The organism is Novosphingobium indicum, from assembly GCF_014645195.1.
GTDB lineage: Bacteria > Pseudomonadota > Alphaproteobacteria > Sphingomonadales > Sphingomonadaceae > Novosphingobium > Novosphingobium indicum.
Window position 1 is genome coordinate 20,264 of sequence record NZ_BMLK01000005.1, and the last position, 16,426, is coordinate 36,689.

16 protein-coding genes and 1 pseudogene are annotated in these 16,426 nt (G+C 61.7%); 3 read left to right on the forward strand and 14 right to left on the reverse strand.

Annotated features, from left to right (window positions below):
- Positions 1-35: 35 nt before the first annotated feature.
- The 8 genes and pseudogenes from IEX64_RS06100 to IEX64_RS06135 all read right to left on the reverse strand — a co-directional run.
- Entirely contained in the window at positions 36-380 is a 345-nt protein-coding gene (locus IEX64_RS06100; RefSeq protein WP_188818804.1) for a hypothetical protein, read from the reverse strand.
- A gap of 868 nt (positions 381-1,248) precedes the next feature.
- The gene (locus IEX64_RS06105) at positions 1,249-1,659 is read right to left on the reverse strand and encodes a copper-binding protein (RefSeq protein ID WP_188818805.1); all 411 of its coding nucleotides are present in this window, start codon (positions 1,657-1,659) and stop codon (positions 1,249-1,251) included.
- 11 nt (positions 1,660-1,670) lie between these two features.
- Positions 1,671-4,814, reverse strand: coding sequence for an efflux RND transporter permease subunit (locus IEX64_RS06110; protein ID WP_188818806.1), 3,144 nt, complete (start codon positions 4,812-4,814; stop codon positions 1,671-1,673).
- Positions 4,811-6,283 carry an efflux RND transporter periplasmic adaptor subunit gene (locus IEX64_RS06115; protein WP_188818807.1) on the reverse strand — a complete coding sequence of 491 codons (1,473 nt, stop codon included), beginning with the start codon at positions 6,281-6,283 and terminating at the stop codon, positions 4,811-4,813. Before IEX64_RS06115 ends, IEX64_RS06110 begins: the two co-directional genes overlap by 4 nt.
- The gene (locus IEX64_RS06120; protein WP_308422589.1) at positions 6,280-7,566 is read right to left on the reverse strand and encodes a TolC family protein; all 1,287 of its coding nucleotides are present in this window, start codon (positions 7,564-7,566) and stop codon (positions 6,280-6,282) included. The genes IEX64_RS06115 and IEX64_RS06120 overlap by 4 nt, the downstream gene beginning before the upstream one ends.
- A gap of 83 nt (positions 7,567-7,649) precedes the next feature.
- A complete protein-coding gene (locus IEX64_RS06125) occupies positions 7,650-7,931 on the reverse strand; it encodes a hypothetical protein (protein WP_188818808.1) in 282 nt (93 codons plus the stop codon).
- 105 nt (positions 7,932-8,036) lie between these two features.
- Positions 8,037-8,393, reverse strand: coding sequence for a hypothetical protein (locus tag IEX64_RS06130; protein WP_229710098.1), 357 nt, complete (start codon positions 8,391-8,393; stop codon positions 8,037-8,039).
- Between the two features lie 120 nt (positions 8,394-8,513).
- Positions 8,514-8,705, reverse strand: a pseudogene (locus tag IEX64_RS06135) (integrase core domain-containing protein); the annotation flags it as partial.
- A gap of 59 nt (positions 8,706-8,764) precedes the next feature.
- On the opposite strand from IEX64_RS06135, the gene IEX64_RS24880 reads away from it, so the two are divergent.
- Complete coding sequence (locus tag IEX64_RS24880; RefSeq protein WP_506330850.1) at positions 8,765-8,914, forward strand: four-helix bundle copper-binding protein; 150 nt, start codon at positions 8,765-8,767, stop codon at positions 8,912-8,914.
- A gap of 14 nt (positions 8,915-8,928) precedes the next feature.
- Here the strand turns inward: IEX64_RS24880 and merA are convergent, their stop codons facing one another.
- Genes merA through IEX64_RS06155 form a run of 4 tightly spaced genes read right to left on the reverse strand, consistent with a single transcriptional unit; the run spans position 8,929 to position 11,344 of the window.
- Positions 8,929-10,359: a mercury(II) reductase gene (merA, locus tag IEX64_RS06140; RefSeq protein WP_188818809.1), complete on the reverse strand. Its 1,431-nt coding sequence runs from the start codon at positions 10,357-10,359 to the stop codon at positions 8,929-8,931.
- 1 nt (position 10,360) lies between these two features.
- Positions 10,361-10,609, reverse strand: a complete 249-nt coding sequence (gene merF / locus IEX64_RS06145; protein ID WP_188818810.1) for a mercury resistance system transport protein MerF — start codon at positions 10,607-10,609, stop codon at positions 10,361-10,363.
- Between the two features lie 4 nt (positions 10,610-10,613).
- Positions 10,614-10,934 carry a heavy-metal-associated domain-containing protein gene (locus IEX64_RS06150; RefSeq protein ID WP_188818811.1) on the reverse strand — a complete coding sequence of 107 codons (321 nt, stop codon included), beginning with the start codon at positions 10,932-10,934 and terminating at the stop codon, positions 10,614-10,616.
- Between the two features lie 11 nt (positions 10,935-10,945).
- Positions 10,946-11,344 carry a mercuric transporter MerT family protein gene (locus tag IEX64_RS06155; protein ID WP_188818812.1) on the reverse strand — a complete coding sequence of 133 codons (399 nt, stop codon included), beginning with the start codon at positions 11,342-11,344 and terminating at the stop codon, positions 10,946-10,948.
- Positions 11,345-11,421: 77 nt separating this feature from the next.
- Between IEX64_RS06155 and IEX64_RS06160 the strand changes: the two genes are divergently transcribed.
- On the forward strand, positions 11,422-11,838 hold the full coding sequence (locus tag IEX64_RS06160; protein WP_188818813.1) for a MerR family transcriptional regulator: 417 nt from the start codon (positions 11,422-11,424) through the stop codon (positions 11,836-11,838).
- Between the two features lie 558 nt (positions 11,839-12,396).
- On the opposite strand, the gene IEX64_RS06165 is transcribed toward IEX64_RS06160, so the two are convergent.
- Positions 12,397-12,627: a helix-turn-helix domain-containing protein gene (locus IEX64_RS06165; RefSeq protein WP_188818814.1), complete on the reverse strand. Its 231-nt coding sequence runs from the start codon at positions 12,625-12,627 to the stop codon at positions 12,397-12,399.
- 315 nt (positions 12,628-12,942) lie between these two features.
- Between IEX64_RS06165 and IEX64_RS06170 the strand changes: the two genes are divergently transcribed.
- On the forward strand, positions 12,943-14,736 hold the full coding sequence (locus IEX64_RS06170) for a putative bifunctional diguanylate cyclase/phosphodiesterase (protein WP_229710100.1): 1,794 nt from the start codon (positions 12,943-12,945) through the stop codon (positions 14,734-14,736).
- A 104-nt stretch (positions 14,737-14,840) separates the two neighbouring features.
- Here IEX64_RS06170 and IEX64_RS06175 read toward each other — a convergent pair whose 3' ends face one another.
- Positions 14,841-16,406 (reverse strand): integrase catalytic domain-containing protein, encoded by a 1,566-nt coding sequence (locus tag IEX64_RS06175; protein WP_229710101.1) that lies wholly within the window; start codon positions 16,404-16,406, stop codon positions 14,841-14,843.
- Between the last annotated feature and the right edge of the window lie 20 nt (positions 16,407-16,426).

The following is a 16,426-nucleotide window of genomic DNA, read 5'->3' on the forward strand; positions in this document are numbered from 1 at the left end:
CGCCGGCCTGCGATCAGGCTACGGCAAGTTGGTTGTCAGGCCATTGGAGGTCGATACACGTCGAAGAGTGTTGGTGGAGCAATGGCGCTCCCTGGTCCTGCGGGCAGGATTTCTAGCTTTTCCCCCAGTACCTCGCCAGATCCAGCTTCCACTGGGACAGCAATATGGTGACAATGACAGCCATAGCACTTCACCAACAACGTTCCGCTGTCCGATGAGGAATCCTTGCCTTGCTCGACCGTATCCTTGGTGCTCTTGAAAAATTCGGCGCCGCTAGCCGCGCTCTTTTCTGCCCTGATTTCCGCCGCATGCGCCATCGATCCCGTCACCACGCCGAGGACGAGGAAAAGGCTTGCAAGGAGTTGGAGCAGGCTTTTCATTGCGCGGCCCCTAGCAACTTTGTTGTCGAGTGGGAATAGTAAAAACGACCGCACGTGCTGAAAGTGACCCTGCGTTTCCTAAGCCTGCTCTATATGATATGCCATCTCATCCTACGAAGGTCTATCTACTACTGCAGACGAAAATTCATTCGGCATCAGAAACGTCAATGCAATCTGGACAGGATTGCGCGTCGTTCCAACCCACATCCAGCTAGCACCATACGTTCATCTGTTGTTGACCACCGATCGATTGACCAGACGACACTAGGCTAACGTTGTGTTTGCCGAACAATTCAGGGCGGCTGCTTATTCCATGCGCTACCATTTTGCTCGCAACGATGAGAGCTGGCCATGCGGATCCCGTCCCGAACTCGCCTGCGGGAAGAACTGCGGCGACATCACCGATGGTATCATTGCGCGAGCAGAGCAGGACCGCGCGCATGCCGCCATCGCCTGGGCGGTAACGGTAAAGCATCAGGACGACCATGCCGTTGACGCTCAACGCTGGGCAGTCGGTTACAGAAGCGGTCCTGGGCGTAGACTCTTCGGTGTGGCCTTTAATGCCGTCAATGGAGGGCCTATTTGTAGCACCTGAACTCCATCCTCCGAAAACCTCGGGCTGAACATTCGCGGGGCGAAGCGCTCCGGGAGTTGGGCAGCGTAAAACGCTTCTCCCGCCCACGTGCACCTTTGCAGGCGCCTGTCCGCGTTTGGCATCGATGGGAGCGATGACCGCAGTTGGCGTGATGCGACGGCAAGGCGAAAACGCGTTCTCGCCGCAGCCATGAATCGACGATCTTCGCCTGGTCCAAACTTCAAAGCTCTTCGGGAGGTGCTTTCTGGCTCCTCCCGGAGCCTGGGTAACCAACTACTGTTTCTGAAGGGCCGTCACCTCGCCGCTGCCGTCCTTCAGTGTCAGATCGAAGACTACCCTATCACCGACCTTCACGCTGTCGAGGAGTTCGGGCTTCGCCTTGAACGCCATGGTCATGGACGGCCAGTCCGCCTCGGGAATCGGTCCATGGTCGAGTGTGATCGAACCGGCCGACTTGTCGATCGCCGTCACCGTACCCTTGCCCTTCGCCATCTTGGCACCGCCATCGGCGGGCATCGCCATATTGCCCATGTCGCCGGACATGCTCCCGGCCATCTCGCCCTTGTCGGACGCAGCTTCGGTAGCTGTATTCGCTGCTGTGGTATCGTTAGTTTCCGCCTTCTGGCCGCATGCGGCGAGCAGGGCCGAAACGCCAAGTATGGTCATGAGCATGAGAGGTTTCATTTTTTTCTCCTTCAGTATTGAGCGGGTCGAGCGCCGGTTTTCGCTCGCCGCCGGCGTATCAGCAGATAGGCGGCAGGGATCACGAACATCGAGAGCAGCGGCGCGGTGAGCATGCCGCCGACCATTGGTGCTGCGATCCGGCTCATGATTTCCGATCCCGCGCCCGTGCCGACCAATATCGGGAGCAGACCGGCAACGATCACCGCCACGGTCATCGCTTTGGGTCGGACGCGCAGCAGCGCGCCTTCGCGCACGGCCTCGGATACCTGTTCGGTAGAAAGGTCTTCGCCTTGGTCCTTTAGTGCGCTCTTGAGATATATGAGCATCACCACGCCGAACTCGGCAGCGACACCGGCCAGTGCGATGAAGCCGACGCCGGTCGCAACCGACTGATGATAGCCCAACAGGTAAAGCATCCAGAAGCCACCCGTCAGCGCGAAGGGAAGCGTCGCCATGATCAGCGCCGCCTCGTCGAGCCTGCCGAAGATCATGAACAACAGAACGAAAATGATGGCCAACGTTGCCGGAACAACGATCTTGAGTCTGTCGAGGGCTCGCTGGAGATATTCGAACTGGCCCGACCAGGCGATGGAAACGCCGGGCGCAAGTTTGACCTCCTTGGACACCGTCGTTTGCAGGTCGTCCACCACCGAAGTGAGATCGCGGCCCCGCACGTCGATATAGACCCAGGTCGACAGCCGGCCGTTCTCGGTCTTGAGCATCGGTGGCCCGTCGTTCACCTGGAGCCGCGCTATGGTTCCCAGCGTGATCTGTTGCCCGGCCGGCGTAAGAATGGGCAGGGCCCGCAATTCATCGAGGCTGTCGCGGATTTCGCGCGGATAGCGTACGCTGATGGGATAGCGCGCGAGGCCTTCGACCGTCTGCCCGATATTCTCGCCGCCAATCGCGCCCGCCACGATCTCCTGCACGTCAGCAATATTGAGCCCGAAGCGCGCGGCGGCCGCGCGGTCGATGTCGACATCGATGTAGCGCCCGCCTGTGAGCCGTTCAGCCAGCGCGGAACTCACGCCCGGCACCTGTTTCGCCACCGCTTCAACATCATGGGCAATGCGATCGAGTTCGGCGAGATCGGGCCCCGACACCTTGACCCCGATTGGGCTCTTGATGCCGGTCGCGAGCATGTCGATGCGGTTACGGATTGGCGGCACCCAGATATTGGCGAGCCCCGGCACCTGCACCACGCGATCCAGTTCCTCGACCAGTTTTTCGGAAGTCATGCCGGCTCGCCACTGGTCGCGCGGCTTGAAGCGGATGGTGGTCTCGAACATGACGAGCGGTGCGGGGTCGGTGGCGGTTTCCGCGCGCCCGGCCTTGCCGAACACCCGCTCGACCTCCGGCACGCTCTTGATCATACGGTCGGTCTGCTGGAGCAACTCGGATGCCTTGGCGGCAGACAGGCCCGGCAGGGCGGAGGGCATGTAGAGCAGGTCGCCCTCGTCCATGGGCGGCAGGAATTCACCGCCGAGGCGGGACAGCGGCCAGACGGTGGTAGCGAGAACGACCCCGGCGATGACGAGCGTTGCCTTGGGCCGCTTAAGCACCCAGTCTATGCCCGGCCGATAGGCGCGGGTGAGGCCGCGATTGATCGGATTTGCCTGTTCGGAAGGAATGCGCCCCCGGATGAGCCAGCCCATCAGCACCGGCACAAGCGTTACCGACAGGATCGCGGCGGCAGCCATGGCGTAGGTCTTGGTGAAGGCGAGCGGTGAGAACAACCGCCCTTCCTGCGCCTGCAGCGTGAATACCGGCACGAAGGACAGGGTGATGATCAGCAGCGAGAAGAACAGCGCCGGTCCAACCTCCACCGCTGCCTCGGTGACGACGGTCCAGCGTTTCTGACCCCGTAGTTCTTCGCCGGGATGATCGCGCTCCCAACGCTCAATCTTCTTGTGCGCGTTCTCGATCATCACGATTGCCGCGTCGACCATCGCGCCGACCGCGATCGCGATGCCACCAAGCGACATGATGTTGGCGTTGACCCCTTGGAAACGCATCACGATGAACGCCGCAAGCACTCCCAGCGGCAGTGTCACGATTGCTACCAGCGCCGAACGGGCGTGCCAGAGGAATAATGCACAGACGATGGCGACGACCAGGAATTCCTCGAGAAGCTTGCTGGTGAGGTTCGCGACCGAAGCATCTATCAGCTGCGAGCGGTCATAGGTGGGAACAATCTCAACCCCCTTGGGCAGGCCCTTCTTGAGTTCCTCCAGCTTTGTCTCGACTGACTCGATGGCGCTGCGGGCATCTGCGCCTTGGCGCAACACGATGACGCCGCCCGCCACCTCACCCTCACCGTCGAGTTCCGCGATGCCTCGCCGGATTTCGGGACCGAGCTGAATGGTAGCGACATCGCCCAGCGTCACGGGTATGCCGCCGGCTGCGGTGCGCAGCGGGATAGCGCGGAAATCGTCCAGCGACCGGAGATAGCCGGAGGCGCGGACCATATATTCGGCTTCGGCCATTTCGAGCACCGAACCGCCGGTCTCCTGATTGGCCCGCCTTATCGCTTCCACCGCCTCAGCGTGGGTGACACCGTAGCCGACAAGCTTCACCGGATCGAGCACCACCTGATACTGTTTGACCATGCCGCCAAGACTCGCGACTTCGGCTATGCCGGGAATGGTTTTGAGTTCGTAGCGCAGGAACCAGTCCTGCAGGCTCCGCAGTTGCGAGAGATCGTTCCGTCCTGTGCGATCGACAAGCGCGTATTCGTAAATCCACCCGACGCCGGTTGCATCGGGTCCGATTGCGCTCTTCGCTGTCTCCGGAAGGTTGCCCTGTACCTGGTTCAAATATTCGAGCACGCGCGAGCGTGCCCAGTAAAGATCGGTGCCATCCTCGAAGATTACATAGACATAGCTGTCACCGAAAAAGCTGTAGCCCCGCACGGTCATGGCACCGGGCACTGAAAGCATGGTGGTGGCGAGCGGATAGGTGACCTGATCCTCCACAATCTGCGGCGCTTGTCCGGGATAGCTGGTGCGGACGATGACCTGCGTATCCGAAAGGTCGGGGAGCGCGTCGATCGGCGTGGTCTGCACCGCCCAAAGCCCGGCGAAGAGCAGTGCCAGCGCGCCCAATACAACAAAGAGACGGTTCTGGACCGACCAGTGAATGAGCCGGGCAATCATTGACCGCTCTCCCGTGTAATGAAGCGAACGGTCGGCCCTTCCGGCGGCTGGTCGAAGGTAAACCGGACCTTGTCGCCTGCCTTGAACCCTTTGGTGGTTGCCGGATCGCCCAGCCGGAAGCTCATGGTCATGGCCGGCCAGCCGAGGGCCGGCACCGGGCCATGCTTCAGGGTGACACTGTCGGACGCGATCTTCTCGATCTGTCCTGTCGCGGTATAGTTTTTGGCCTTGGATGCGGGCGGCGTCGCGGTGCCACTGATTGGCCGCACTTCCATTGCCGACAGGCTCGCCTCGGAATCGATCAGGAATTGGCCCGAGGTGACGACTTTCTCGCCCTCGGACAGGCCCGCAAGGATTTCGGTCCGGCCATCCGCCTCCAAGCCCGTCCTGACTTCTGCCGGCTGATAGCGTCCCTTCGCCAGCGCCAGCATCACTAGCGTGCGCTTGCCAGTACGAATGAGCGCTTCGGACGGCACCAGCAGCGCACTGCGCTGCGCGGCCGCAAAGCTTACCGTCGCAAACATGCCAGGACGCAGCCTGCCACCGCGATTGGCAAGCTCAATGCGCGCGGTCACTGTCCGGCTTTGGGAATCTGCCTGCGGAAGGATCGTGCGCACCCGTCCCCGAAACGTCTCGCCCGGGAAGGCGGTCAGGGTTGCGTTAACCGGTCCTCCCGGCTGTGCTTGACGCGCCATCGCCTCGGGCACGGCGGCATCGAGCCAGACTGTGCCGAGCCCGTTTACCTCGGCGAGGGTCTGGCCGGCCATGACGCTCATGCCCGGGCGCACGGCAAGCGACTTGATCGCGCCCCCGATAGGCGAAGCGATTGTGATGGCCGTCCGAGGGCGTCCGCTACGCTCCACCATGGCGATGGTCGATTGCGGCATGCCGAGCAGGACGAGGCGCTGTCTCGCCGCGTTGGCGAGAGCCTGGTCGCCCGTGCGGAGCACTGCAACGAACTCTTCCTGCGCTCCGCCCCACTCGGGAATGAGCAAATCGACGAGCGGTGCTCCGGCCCCGATTACGTCATCAGGTGCGCGGTTATAGCTCCGCTGGACGAAGCCGCTGGCGCGCGGCTGGATGATCGCGACCTCGCGCTCGTTGTAACCGATCGTTCCCGTCGCGGTGAGGCCGCCGCCAATGGTCCCCCAGCGCGCCTCGGCGATGCGCATGCCCAGGCTCTGGGCCAATGCTGGATCGATGCGCACGCCTGCGCCTTCCCCACCTTCGTCGGCATATTTGGGAATGGTCTTCATGCCCATCGAGGAACGAGTTTCCGGATTGTCGTAATGCTCCTGGGGCACCATCGGATCGTACCAGTATAGCACCTTGCGGCCTTCTTCGGTCTTAGCCGGGGCCGACACATCATGGCTCAACGAAGCCAGGCCATAGCCCAGGCCGCTCGCGACCAGTGCAATCGCCGCCGCGGCAAGGCCGAGCCGCGCTTTCGAAGAAAGTTGCAGCTTCATCGATCGTCTCCAAAGTTCAGAGCCAGCCACGCTTCATGGCGGGCAACGGCGGCTTCGCGGTCCAGCGTGTCGAGCTCGGTCCGGGCAAGGCTAGCTTCCGCCTCGATCACATCGAGCAGCCCGGCGCGTCCAGCGGCGTAACTGGCGGTCTCAAGCGCCGCTTCCCGCCGGCCAAGCGGCAGGAGCGTGTCTTTCGCCCGCATCCACTGTTTGTGGTGCATGGCGTGCTGCGCGAGCCCGGCATCGAGCTGCGCCTGCAAAGTCCGGCGCACGTCTTCCTGCTCGGCGCGAGCGGCCGCCGCGTCCGATGTCGCCGCCGCGATCCGCGGATTCTGCCGGCGGCCGGGAAAGATCGGCAGCGACATGGTGGCACCTACCGACACCATGTTGCCAAATTGCGGATCACGTCGCTGGAAAGCGACATTGAACCCCCAGTCGGGCCGTTTTTCCGCCCGTGCGGTCTCGACGTCGGCCAGCGCCTGGCCAACATTTGCAGAGGCCAGCCCGAGATCCGGATGGCGAGCGATCGCGGCGCTGAGCTCGGATCGCGAAATGTCGAAATGCGGGATCGTCCCTGTGGGGACCGGGTCGGCCTCGCCGGTCCAGCGCGCCAGTTCCGCGCGGGCCTTGCCTGCTTCGGCGACGAGCATGCTGCGGCGATCTTCGAACAGTTCGGCAATCGACTGGCGGATGTTGAGGCTTTGCGCCGGCCGTCCCGTGCCTGCCGTCACTGCCGAAACGGCGGCGCCGGACAGACGCCGCAGACGTTCCAATATGATGTCCATCGCCTCAAGGCGTTTTTGCGCATAGAAAGCGTCGATCCACGCCAGCGCCGTGGCAACTCTGATTCTGCGAAGATCCGAACTGCTTTTGGCCTGAGCCGCTACGATATCAGCCTCCGCCCTGTCCTGCTGGGCGTGCCGCTTGGCAAGGTTCGGCACCTCCTGCTCGATGCCGAACCGTTCCATCGTCATGTTCTCTCGGGTGAAGTTAAAAGCTGGCGGGCCGGATACGGGAAAATTGTCGATGCCGATCCCGAGCTTCGGGTCGGGCAGTTGCCCCGCGGCAATCGCGGCCGACTGACGCGCGCGAACTTGTTGCGCCCGCGCCTCAAGCAACGGGGCGTCGTTTGCCGCGCGGTTCAGCGCTTCCTCGAAACTGAGTGGCCCCGCCAGCGCTGGGCCCGAAATCGCCGCGAGGAGCGGCGCGCAATATAACAATCGCATTGAAGTCTCCTGATCGGCAGCAATCAGACCGACGTGTAAACAATAGCGGCTCGGCAAACGGACGCCGGCGAAGATGAGGGATCTCCGCCGGCGCCACGCGCCTGGCTCACATGTCTATTGCTATCGGCCAGGCAACAGTCTTAGCCCGCCGACGGAGCGGCTTTGCGATCATGCATGCTCTTCATGCACTCATCAGCGCTCATCTTCATCATGTCGCAGTCGCAATTGGTCCCCTGCGTCCGGTCCGCCACCCAGACTCGTTTGCGTGAGACGGGCACAGCGGAGCGCGGACCGGCTTGCGGGACGGTGCGCCATTCATAGCGCCCGCCGGACGCGGATTCCGTCTGCTGCGCGAAAGCCGGCGCCGCGCCAAGACCAAGCGAAAGGGCGGCAACAGCCGCGCCAATTAGAATATTCTGCATGATAGTATTCCTGAATCGAGTGGTGGAATGGCCTACATGAGCGACTGACAAGCGCAGTCACGTTCTGCCCAGAAGGAACCGGTCAGGTAGGCTATGGCATTCGATTCAGGCGTTAGGCGGAGGTGGCTCCGGTCCGGTCGATAGGCCGGCAAGCTGACGGACGGGGGGAAGGAAATGAAGTTGCGGCGCATAAAGCAATCCACCGACCGCACCAGGTTCAGGCACGGCAAACAGTGGGATTGTGCAGCCCATCGCTGCGATACAGTCGAGCGTAAGCCCCTCGCACGGCATCTTGGCAGGCTGTTGCCGATCCTGTTGCATCATTTCCATGCAATCGGTGGACATCACGCCAGCCGCCATTCCGATCATCGGCACGCGCGGGCCACTGGCAAACGCCGCCTCCTGACCGAGCAGACCACTCAATGCGCCGATCAGCAAGAGCAGGGGGAGGAAGCGTTTCACGACCAAGTCAATCTATAAATGTCTTCGAACAAACGCAACTAGGAACTGTCCGTCGTCAGGACATTCGGAACAACTCGCGGCGTAAATTAGCGAAGTGCGGGCCTCGTCTTGGATTTGATGTTAGGCGGCAAGCTTGCGGTGGCGCAAGCGCCGATATTCGATGGTTTGTCGTTTGATCCTTTCGCGCTGTTTGATGATGGCCGACGCCCGGCCGAAGTAAGCGGCGGCGGGCGTCACGTTGTTCGGGCTCTCGTGTTAACGCTGGTGGTTGTAGTGTTCGACGAAGGCCTCGATTTGGGCCTCGACAAGCCCGGCATGGGCGATTGCAACCGGCTCTGCATCGACTGCGGCGAATCGACTCCCGATGCGAAATGGTCGATGCGAAATGGTGCGACTTCTGCGCCGAGATTTGCGATACCTGTGCGGCCGAATGCGCGAAATATGACGAGGCCGTCGTAAAGGAATGTGCACGGCAGTGCCGCCAGTGCGCCGACCGGTGCCGTCAAGGCGCACGGAGCTGACTCCCGCCCGCCCCTCAACCTGCGCAACATGAGAGCTTCGAAACGTCCTTGCGAATGCCTTGCGCCGCAAGCTTCAGCGCCTCGACGGTGGTGAGGTAGGGAAAGACCATCTCGCCAAGGGCATCAGCGGTCATTCCGAACTTGAGCGCGAGCGCCAGGGTCTGGATGCTGTCCGAGCCTTCGGGCGCAAGAATCTGTCCGCCGAGGAGCAGTCCGCCGTCAGCATCCGCGACCAATTTGACGAGACCGCGTGTGTCGCGAGCAGCGAGTGCCCGGGGAACCTGTTCGAGCAAGACGACCGACATCTTGACGGCAAAACCCCGCTGCCGGGCTTCGGCCTCGGTCATTCCGACACCTGCGACCTGCGGATCGGTGAACGCGACCCACGGCATGACTTCATTGTCGTAGAACAAGGTGTCTCCATTCAGCGCATTGAGCGCCGCGAGCTTGGCGCCATAAGCCGCCATATAGACGAACTGGTCGCGGTTGGTGACGTCGCCGGCGGCATAGATGCCGGCCTTTGACGTGCGCATGCGATCATCGACGATAATGGCGCCGCGCGCGTCCTGAGTGATGCCAGCTTCCGCCAGCCCTAACCTCTCGGCGTTGGGCGCGCGGCCTGTAGCGATCAGCAGCCGTTCGGCTGTGAGTTCGATCAGCTTGCCTCCGTCCTCAGCGCATATGGTCACGCCCGTGTTGTCTTCCCGGCAGGCATTGTAAGCGATGCCGCAATGGAGAGTGATGCCCTCCGACCGGAACACATCCGCCAGCGCGGCGGACACTTCCGGCTCCGCCTGAGGCAGAAGTCGCGAGCGACAAATCACGGTGACATCGACCCCCATGCGACCCATCATCTGGGCAAGCTCCGCGCCGACATAACCGCCGCCGACGACGATCAGGCTTTCCGGCAAGTCTATCAGATCCAGCAGCGATGTGCTGGTCAGGTAGTTCACTTTCTCGATGCCCGGTATCGGCGGCACAGATGGACGGCCGCCGGTGGCGATGATGATCTTTCCAGCGGTGATAGGTGCGTCGCGAACAATCACGCCCGCGCCGTCGAGCCGTCCCGCGCCCTCCAGATAGGTGATGCCGTCATACTCGGGCAGCAGGTTGATATATTTCTTCTGCCGCAATTCCGAGACAAGGTCGTCCTTGGCGGCAATCAGGCTGCGCCAGTCATCCACCTGCGCGTCGCCGGAAAGGCCGGGAAATCGACGCACGGCGCGAGCGCCATGCAGCGCCTCGGCCGCGCGGATCATCGTTTTCGACGGCACGCAGCCGACATTGACGCAGGTGCCGCCGATGGTGCCGTGGCCGATCAGCGCGACATTGGCGCCCTGCTCGGCCGCCGTGATCGCGGCGGAGAACCCCGCCGAGCCTGCGCCGATCACGGCGAGGTCATAGACGGTTTCTTTTTTTCCTTTGGGAACGCGATGGTCCGCCATGTCAGCTTCTTTCCTTGTTCGTCAGAACATCAGCCGCGCAGCAGGCTGCTGTGCGGTTCCGTCGCCACAGCCCATAAGCCGTCATGCCCACGAAGATGGCGAGCGCCGGAAGGAGTATGTAATCGAGCCAACCGACCCAGGCAGACAGGCCAATTGCGCCAAGTGCGATGACTAGTACCGGCGTGGCGCAGCAGATGGCGGCAATAAGCGAACCTGCGATGCCAGTCTTGATGATGGTCGCGTCCTTCACGCTATCAGCTCGTGACCGACGCCGGATAGCCCGCGTTGGTTGATGCAGCAGCGATCGCCGCGACGGTCGCTTTCGAGGGATCGAACACCACTGTGGCGGTCTTGGCATCGAAGTCGATCCAGACCGACTTCACGCCCCTTACGCCCTCCATGGCCTTCTTAACCGTGACCGGGCACAGGGCGCAGGTCATGTTCTCGACAGCGAAAGTCGCCGTTCGGCTCGCTGTTGCCGTGTAGGTGGGTGGCTGCGCGACGGAAGCGGCCGGAGGAATGGCGGCGGTGGCGATGGCAAGAGCACCGCCCGCGATGATTGCAAGTCGTTTCATGCTGCTTTCTCCTAGTAGAAATAGGGCGCCCACCAGTCGATCGTCAGTGCGAGGAGAACCAGTACGGTCGAAATCCAGAGGACTGTTTTGGTGATGACGGACGATTCCGGGCGGGCGCAGTAGGATCCTTCCTCGCAGGCCGGCTTGGCTTTGAAATAGACCTGCCGGAATCCCAGACCGATGAAGACGAGCGCTATGCCGGCGGAGATCGGCCTGTAGGGTTCGAGCAAGGTGAGATTGCCGATCCAGGCACCCGAGACACCGAGCGTCAACAGAAGCAGCGGCACAACGCAGCAGGTGGAGGCCAGGACAGCTCCGATCGCGCCGCCAGCGGCGAACAATGTCTTGTTTCTGCTCTCGACGTGTCGAACCGCCTCCGACAGCCCTGCCTCGATGTTCGAATTGTTCATGCGAATCGCCTCTCGATCTTCATGCAGTCAGACTGTAAGGTCTGTAGCAACTACAGACTCAAGGGCTATTTTTTTGGATGCAAAACCGTCGTCTTTCCGAACGGGGCTACCGGCGCGCCGACCTTGCCAAGGCCACGGGCTGCAATCTCGAAACCATCCGCTATTACGAGAAGGTCGGCATGATGCCCGACCCTCCCCGAACGGCGGCAGGCTACCGCATCTATGACAAAAGTCATGTTTCGCGCCTTCGTTTCATCATGCGCGGGCGCGATCTGGGCTTTACCATCGAGGAAATCCGCGGTCTGCTCGACCTTGTCGATGGCGGCACACAAACCTGCGCCGAGGTGAAGGAACGGACTGAACGGCATCTGGCCAGTGTCCGGGCAAAGATCGCCGACTTGCGCCGGATCGAAAGAGCGTTGGCAACCACGTCCTCGCTTTGTTCGGGCGAAGATGTTCCCGAGTGCCCGATTCTCGACGCGCTCGCCGCATGAATGACGTCCTCGGTGTTCTGTAATCGAAACCATCTTCACTGCGCCATCTCGGCCCATTGCAAGGCATGTGGACTGAAGTCCGCGTCGAGGGTGGGTTTGTTCACCTGAAAATAGGGCGACACGTCGAAATCCCGGGGGGGACGAAGAGGCTGTGGTGACAAACAGGCTGGAATGCCTGCGCGATCAGGCCGGAGCGAATCGCCTTGGTCGGCTCGCCGTTGCCCAATGCAATTATGCATCGCCGCCGCTCGGCTGGTGGCAATGGAGCAAACCTTCTAGATTTCCTCGGCATCGAGCCCTGCAGGTCTGCAGATGCGCAAGTGACGATCGGCGAAGATTTCGGCCGAGACAAACCGAACCCTGTCGTTCACATCGGCTTCCACGAATTGTGGGCCTTGACCCGACCGGTAGGAAATCTCGCCAACGCACAGGGCGGCATGAGACAAGGTCGAATGGGTCAGATTTTGATCGCGGTGCTGATCCGATGGCGGCCATCGACAAGGACAGCTTAATCAACGTTCATACGCACGCCCGTCCCTCGCGGGCCCGCCCGTCCCGTTAGTCCGGTTCCTTGAACAGCAGCCAAGGACTGACTTCAAGCCCCTTCGCGATCCTCTCGATGTTGTCGATCGACACATTGCGCTCGCCGCGTTCGACGCCACCAAAATAGGTTCGATCCATTTCGATCTCGAGAGCAAAATCCTGCTGGCTCACGCCTTTTGCCAAGCGACACCGACGGATGTTCGTCGCCAGGACATTTCGAAGAGTGCCAGGATGCGTCCGTTTCACGCCACATAAATCGACCTTAGATGGTTATAAGGCGACGGGTTTTAAGTATCATTTAACCCGGCTCGCATAAATCGCACTTAGACGGCACTCATGCGGTCGGAACGATCAATGACGCCCGCGCGTCCCAAATGGCGCGATGAACTGCGGGGACTTGAGACCAAAATGGCCAAATAAAGTGCAAATAAGGAGCTTCGAAACGCACGCGTTAGCAGAGACTTAAATGCGGACGCGTATCGTAGTCGACAGTCCCTTTCCCATCAAACTTTCAAATCATCAGGTCGGTCATTGCTAGGCTTACGAAACATCATCCTTGAAATGATCGCAAAGGGAGCCGACCTCACGGCGACCATGGACCGCTTATGCCTTGAAGTCGAGGCACTTGCGCCGGAGGTGACCTGCTCGGTCCTGTCAGTCGATCGCGATGGTTTCCTTCATCCGCTGTCGGCGCCCGGTTTGCCCGCGGAATTCTCCGCTGCACTTGACGGACTGATGATCGGCCCCAACGTCGGATCCTTCGGCAGCGCAGCCTATCTTCGCAAACCAGTCGTCGTCACCGACATTGCCTGTGATCCGCGCTGGGCCGATTTTCGGGAGGCGGCACTGCTGCTTGGTTTTCGCGCGTGCTGGTCGACACCGATTTACGGTGAATTGGACCGGGTTATCGGCACGTTCGCCCTCTATTGCCGCCAACCGCGTACGCCGAGTGAGGAAGAGAAAGCCATAGTCGAGGCATCGACGCACCTCTGCTCCATAGCGCTCGAACGTCATGAGCGCGTGCTGGAACGCGAGCGAAGGGCGAGCATCGACCTGTTGACAGGACTTGGCAATCGATCCGCATTCGGAACGGCGCTCTCGCTATTGCCTTGCGACAAGCCCGGAACATGGGCCTTGCTGATCCTCGACCTCGACAACCTCAAGGTCGTCAACGACGGTTTCGGGCACCATGCCGGCGATCTCCTGATCCAGGCAGCGGCGCGGCGAACCGAAGAGTGCGCCGCCCCGAACCGCGTCTTCAGGATCGGCGGCGACGAAATTGCCTTAATCTTGCGAACTCCGGAGGCGCTGCATGATCTCGACGGCTTTGCTGCGCGCCTTCTTGCATGCCTGACCCAGCCGCTCGACTGCAACGGGCACTCTGTCGTGCCCAAGGCCACCATCGGGGGAGCCATCTTCGACACCGGCGACCGAAGCCCCGAGACAGTACGGCAGAATGCGGACTTCGCGCTCTACCATGCGAAGGAAACCGGCCGGGGCGGCTTCGTGCGATATTGGCCTGGTATCGACACGCGCATCATCCATCGCATCGCCGCCATCCGGGACGTCGATGCCGCACTACGCGACCACAGGGTCGAGGCGCATTACCAACCTATAGTCCGGCTCGACACGCGAGAAATCGTCGCGATGGAAGCGCTGTGCCGGTTGAGAATGGCCAACGGCGGCCTTCTTGCCGCCGCGGCATTCTGCGAAGCCACTGCCGACATCCATGTCGCATCGGAACTGACGCAACGCATGCTCGAAATCGTGGCAAGCGACATGCGGCACTGGCGGGAGCGTTCCATCCCGCTTGAACATATCGGAATCAATGTGTCTCTGGCCGATTTCCATGGCGGGCAACTCGACACGCAGATCGCATCGGTGCTCGACGGCCATGACCTCCCCCTCGAGCACCTGGTGATAGAAGTCACTGAAAGTGCCTACCCGGCTTTGCGGGACAAGGCACTCCTCGATGCTATCGGCGCGCTCCGCCAGAAGGGCTTGAGAGTGGCGATTGACGATTTCGGAACGGGCGACGGGCTTCTGATGCCGTTGCTGACGATGCCCGTCGACATGATCAAGATCGATCAGGTGCTGGTCGATCATCTTGCGCCCGACGGCGCGGGCGCAGCCGTGATCGGCGGTCTGCTCCACACTGCGCGCGAACTCGACATTCCGGTCGTTGCCGAAGGAGTCGAGAGTGAGGCGCAGGCGGCCTGCCTTGCACAACTGGGATGCCGGCTCGGCCAAGGTTACTTCTATTCGCAGCCGCTTGACTACGAGGCCGCAACCAACCTGTTGCTGTCTCCCAGGAACGCAACCGTGTCGATAGGCGTGGGTGGACCCGGTCTGTAAGAAGATTACAGGTCCAGTACATTTCAGACGCCAAATGTCGCATGAAGTGTAAGCTACTTCATAATAGTGTCACACGAACTGACAAACTGACCCCCCCTGTTGCCTCACCGAAGATTGTTACCGAGTTGAGCAGTCGCGAGATGCGCCATATCTGCGCCCGCCGCGGCGGGCGCAGATATGGCGACGCCCTTCATCCAGTCTCCATTGAGGATGATCTGTCCGGTTATTTCTGCGCGCCATGCCTTCACGGCGATTTGCACCGTCCGCTCGCTTTTCTTCGTGAAGCGCGCCGGTTCGGCACTGATGAGACGCTGCAATACTTCGGCTGCCGAGAGCGTCATGTCGGCCTCAAGCCACGCGCGGATCTGCGCCTCGAACGGATCGAGCATGCTCGGCCTTTTGGGATAGGGCTTGGTCCGCCGGTACGGGCGGCGATGCGTCGGTCGAATCTCGCCCGCCTGCCAGGCTGTTTCCAGGTTCGCGGCAAAGCGCGTCAGGTCGATGACGACTGGTTCCTCAGGCTTGGCATTCAGCCCGCGACGGTCGACCCGCTTTCCCAGATCGTCCTGCGCTGCCCGGATGCCCGCGAACAGCATCACGGGATCGGCTGTTTCCAGCACCCGGATCAGCCGCGCCTTGTCGGCTGCGGCTACGTCGGGATGATCCAGAACGCGCGCGGCCGGCGGCACCGGCGGATGATAGCGTTTGATGACGCGCGCGCCGATCCGCGTCTTCTCCCGCAGCTTGAACGAGGGTTGGAACAGATTGCCATGCAGCCGCACCACATCGTACAGGCGACCTAGCGCCGCCGTCGCCTCCGCTCCCACGAACCTGCCGTAGCCCACCAGGCGCCGGACGATGGCACCGTTCTTCTGCTCGACCCATGCCTGATCATTTTTGCGATAGGCGCGCGAGCGCGTCACTTCCAATCCTTGGCTGCGGCACCAGCAGACCACGAGTTCGTTCATGAAGGCGCTGTCGTTGTCGAAGTCGACGCCCAGGAGCGGGAACGGAAAGAGGCGCTGCGCCTGCTGGATCGCCGCAACCACGAGGCTGCTGTCGCGCGTTCGGACCGGCACGCATTCGGTCCAGCCCGTGGCGATATCGGTCAGCACCATCGTTTGCACGAAACTGCCGGAGGACGAGGTGCCGGAATGCGCCACGAAGTCGACCTCCACGTAACCGGGCACAGGATCGTTCCAGTCTCCGAAGGTGCGGACTGGAACCGATCGCCGTACCGCCGAGCTCATGCCGGTCCGGCGCCGCCGCCCGCCGCGCGCGACGAGGCGCACCTCAGATAGAAGACGGTCCATTGTCGCCGCGCTGACCGTGAGCAGTTTCTCGCGGAGTCCGGCGCTGACTTCGAGCCGGCCATGCCGCTCGAGTGCCGGTAGCAAAACCGGGATCATCGGCGCCAGGCGCTTCGAGCAGAGGCGATCCGATGCCTCCCACAACACCACCAAAGCTTCCCGGACATCGGCGCCGTAACGGATTGCCTGCCGGCGGTCCCGCGGCGGCTTGGTCTCGCGGCGCCGAAGCACCCGGATCGCGTGTTTGCGATGATAACCGGTGACCGCAACAAACTCATCGAGGATCTGCTGCTTGCCCGCTCGAGAACAGGTCCGATACCGCTCGACAATCGCTTCAACCAATTCCGACCGTGTCGCCATGCTGATCCGCCTGCCCATCC

Coding starts and splice junctions, on each gene's coding strand:
- IEX64_RS06100 (WP_188818804.1), bottom strand. CDS start 380: ATGAAAAGCCTGCTCCAACTCCTTGCAAGCCTTTTCCTCGTCCTCGGC.
- IEX64_RS06105 (WP_188818805.1), bottom strand. CDS start 1,659: ATGAAACCTCTCATGCTCATGACCATACTTGGCGTTTCGGCCCTGCTC.
- IEX64_RS06110 (WP_188818806.1), bottom strand. CDS start 4,814: ATGATTGCCCGGCTCATTCACTGGTCGGTCCAGAACCGTCTCTTTGTT.
- IEX64_RS06115 (WP_188818807.1), bottom strand. CDS start 6,283: ATGAAGCTGCAACTTTCTTCGAAAGCGCGGCTCGGCCTTGCCGCGGCG.
- IEX64_RS06125 (WP_188818808.1), bottom strand. CDS start 7,931: ATGCAGAATATTCTAATTGGCGCGGCTGTTGCCGCCCTTTCGCTTGGT.
- IEX64_RS24880 (WP_506330850.1), top strand. CDS start 8,765: ATGGTCGATGCGAAATGGTGCGACTTCTGCGCCGAGATTTGCGATACC.
- merA (WP_188818809.1), bottom strand. CDS start 10,359: ATGGCGGACCATCGCGTTCCCAAAGGAAAAAAAGAAACCGTCTATGAC.
- IEX64_RS06150 (WP_188818811.1), bottom strand. CDS start 10,934: ATGAAACGACTTGCAATCATCGCGGGCGGTGCTCTTGCCATCGCCACC.
- IEX64_RS06155 (WP_188818812.1), bottom strand. CDS start 11,344: ATGAACAATTCGAACATCGAGGCAGGGCTGTCGGAGGCGGTTCGACAC.
- IEX64_RS06160 (WP_188818813.1), top strand. CDS start 11,422: ATGCAAAACCGTCGTCTTTCCGAACGGGGCTACCGGCGCGCCGACCTT.
- IEX64_RS06170 (WP_229710100.1), top strand. CDS start 12,943: ATGATCGCAAAGGGAGCCGACCTCACGGCGACCATGGACCGCTTATGC.
- IEX64_RS06175 (WP_229710101.1), bottom strand. CDS start 16,406: ATGGCGACACGGTCGGAATTGGTTGAAGCGATTGTCGAGCGGTATCGG.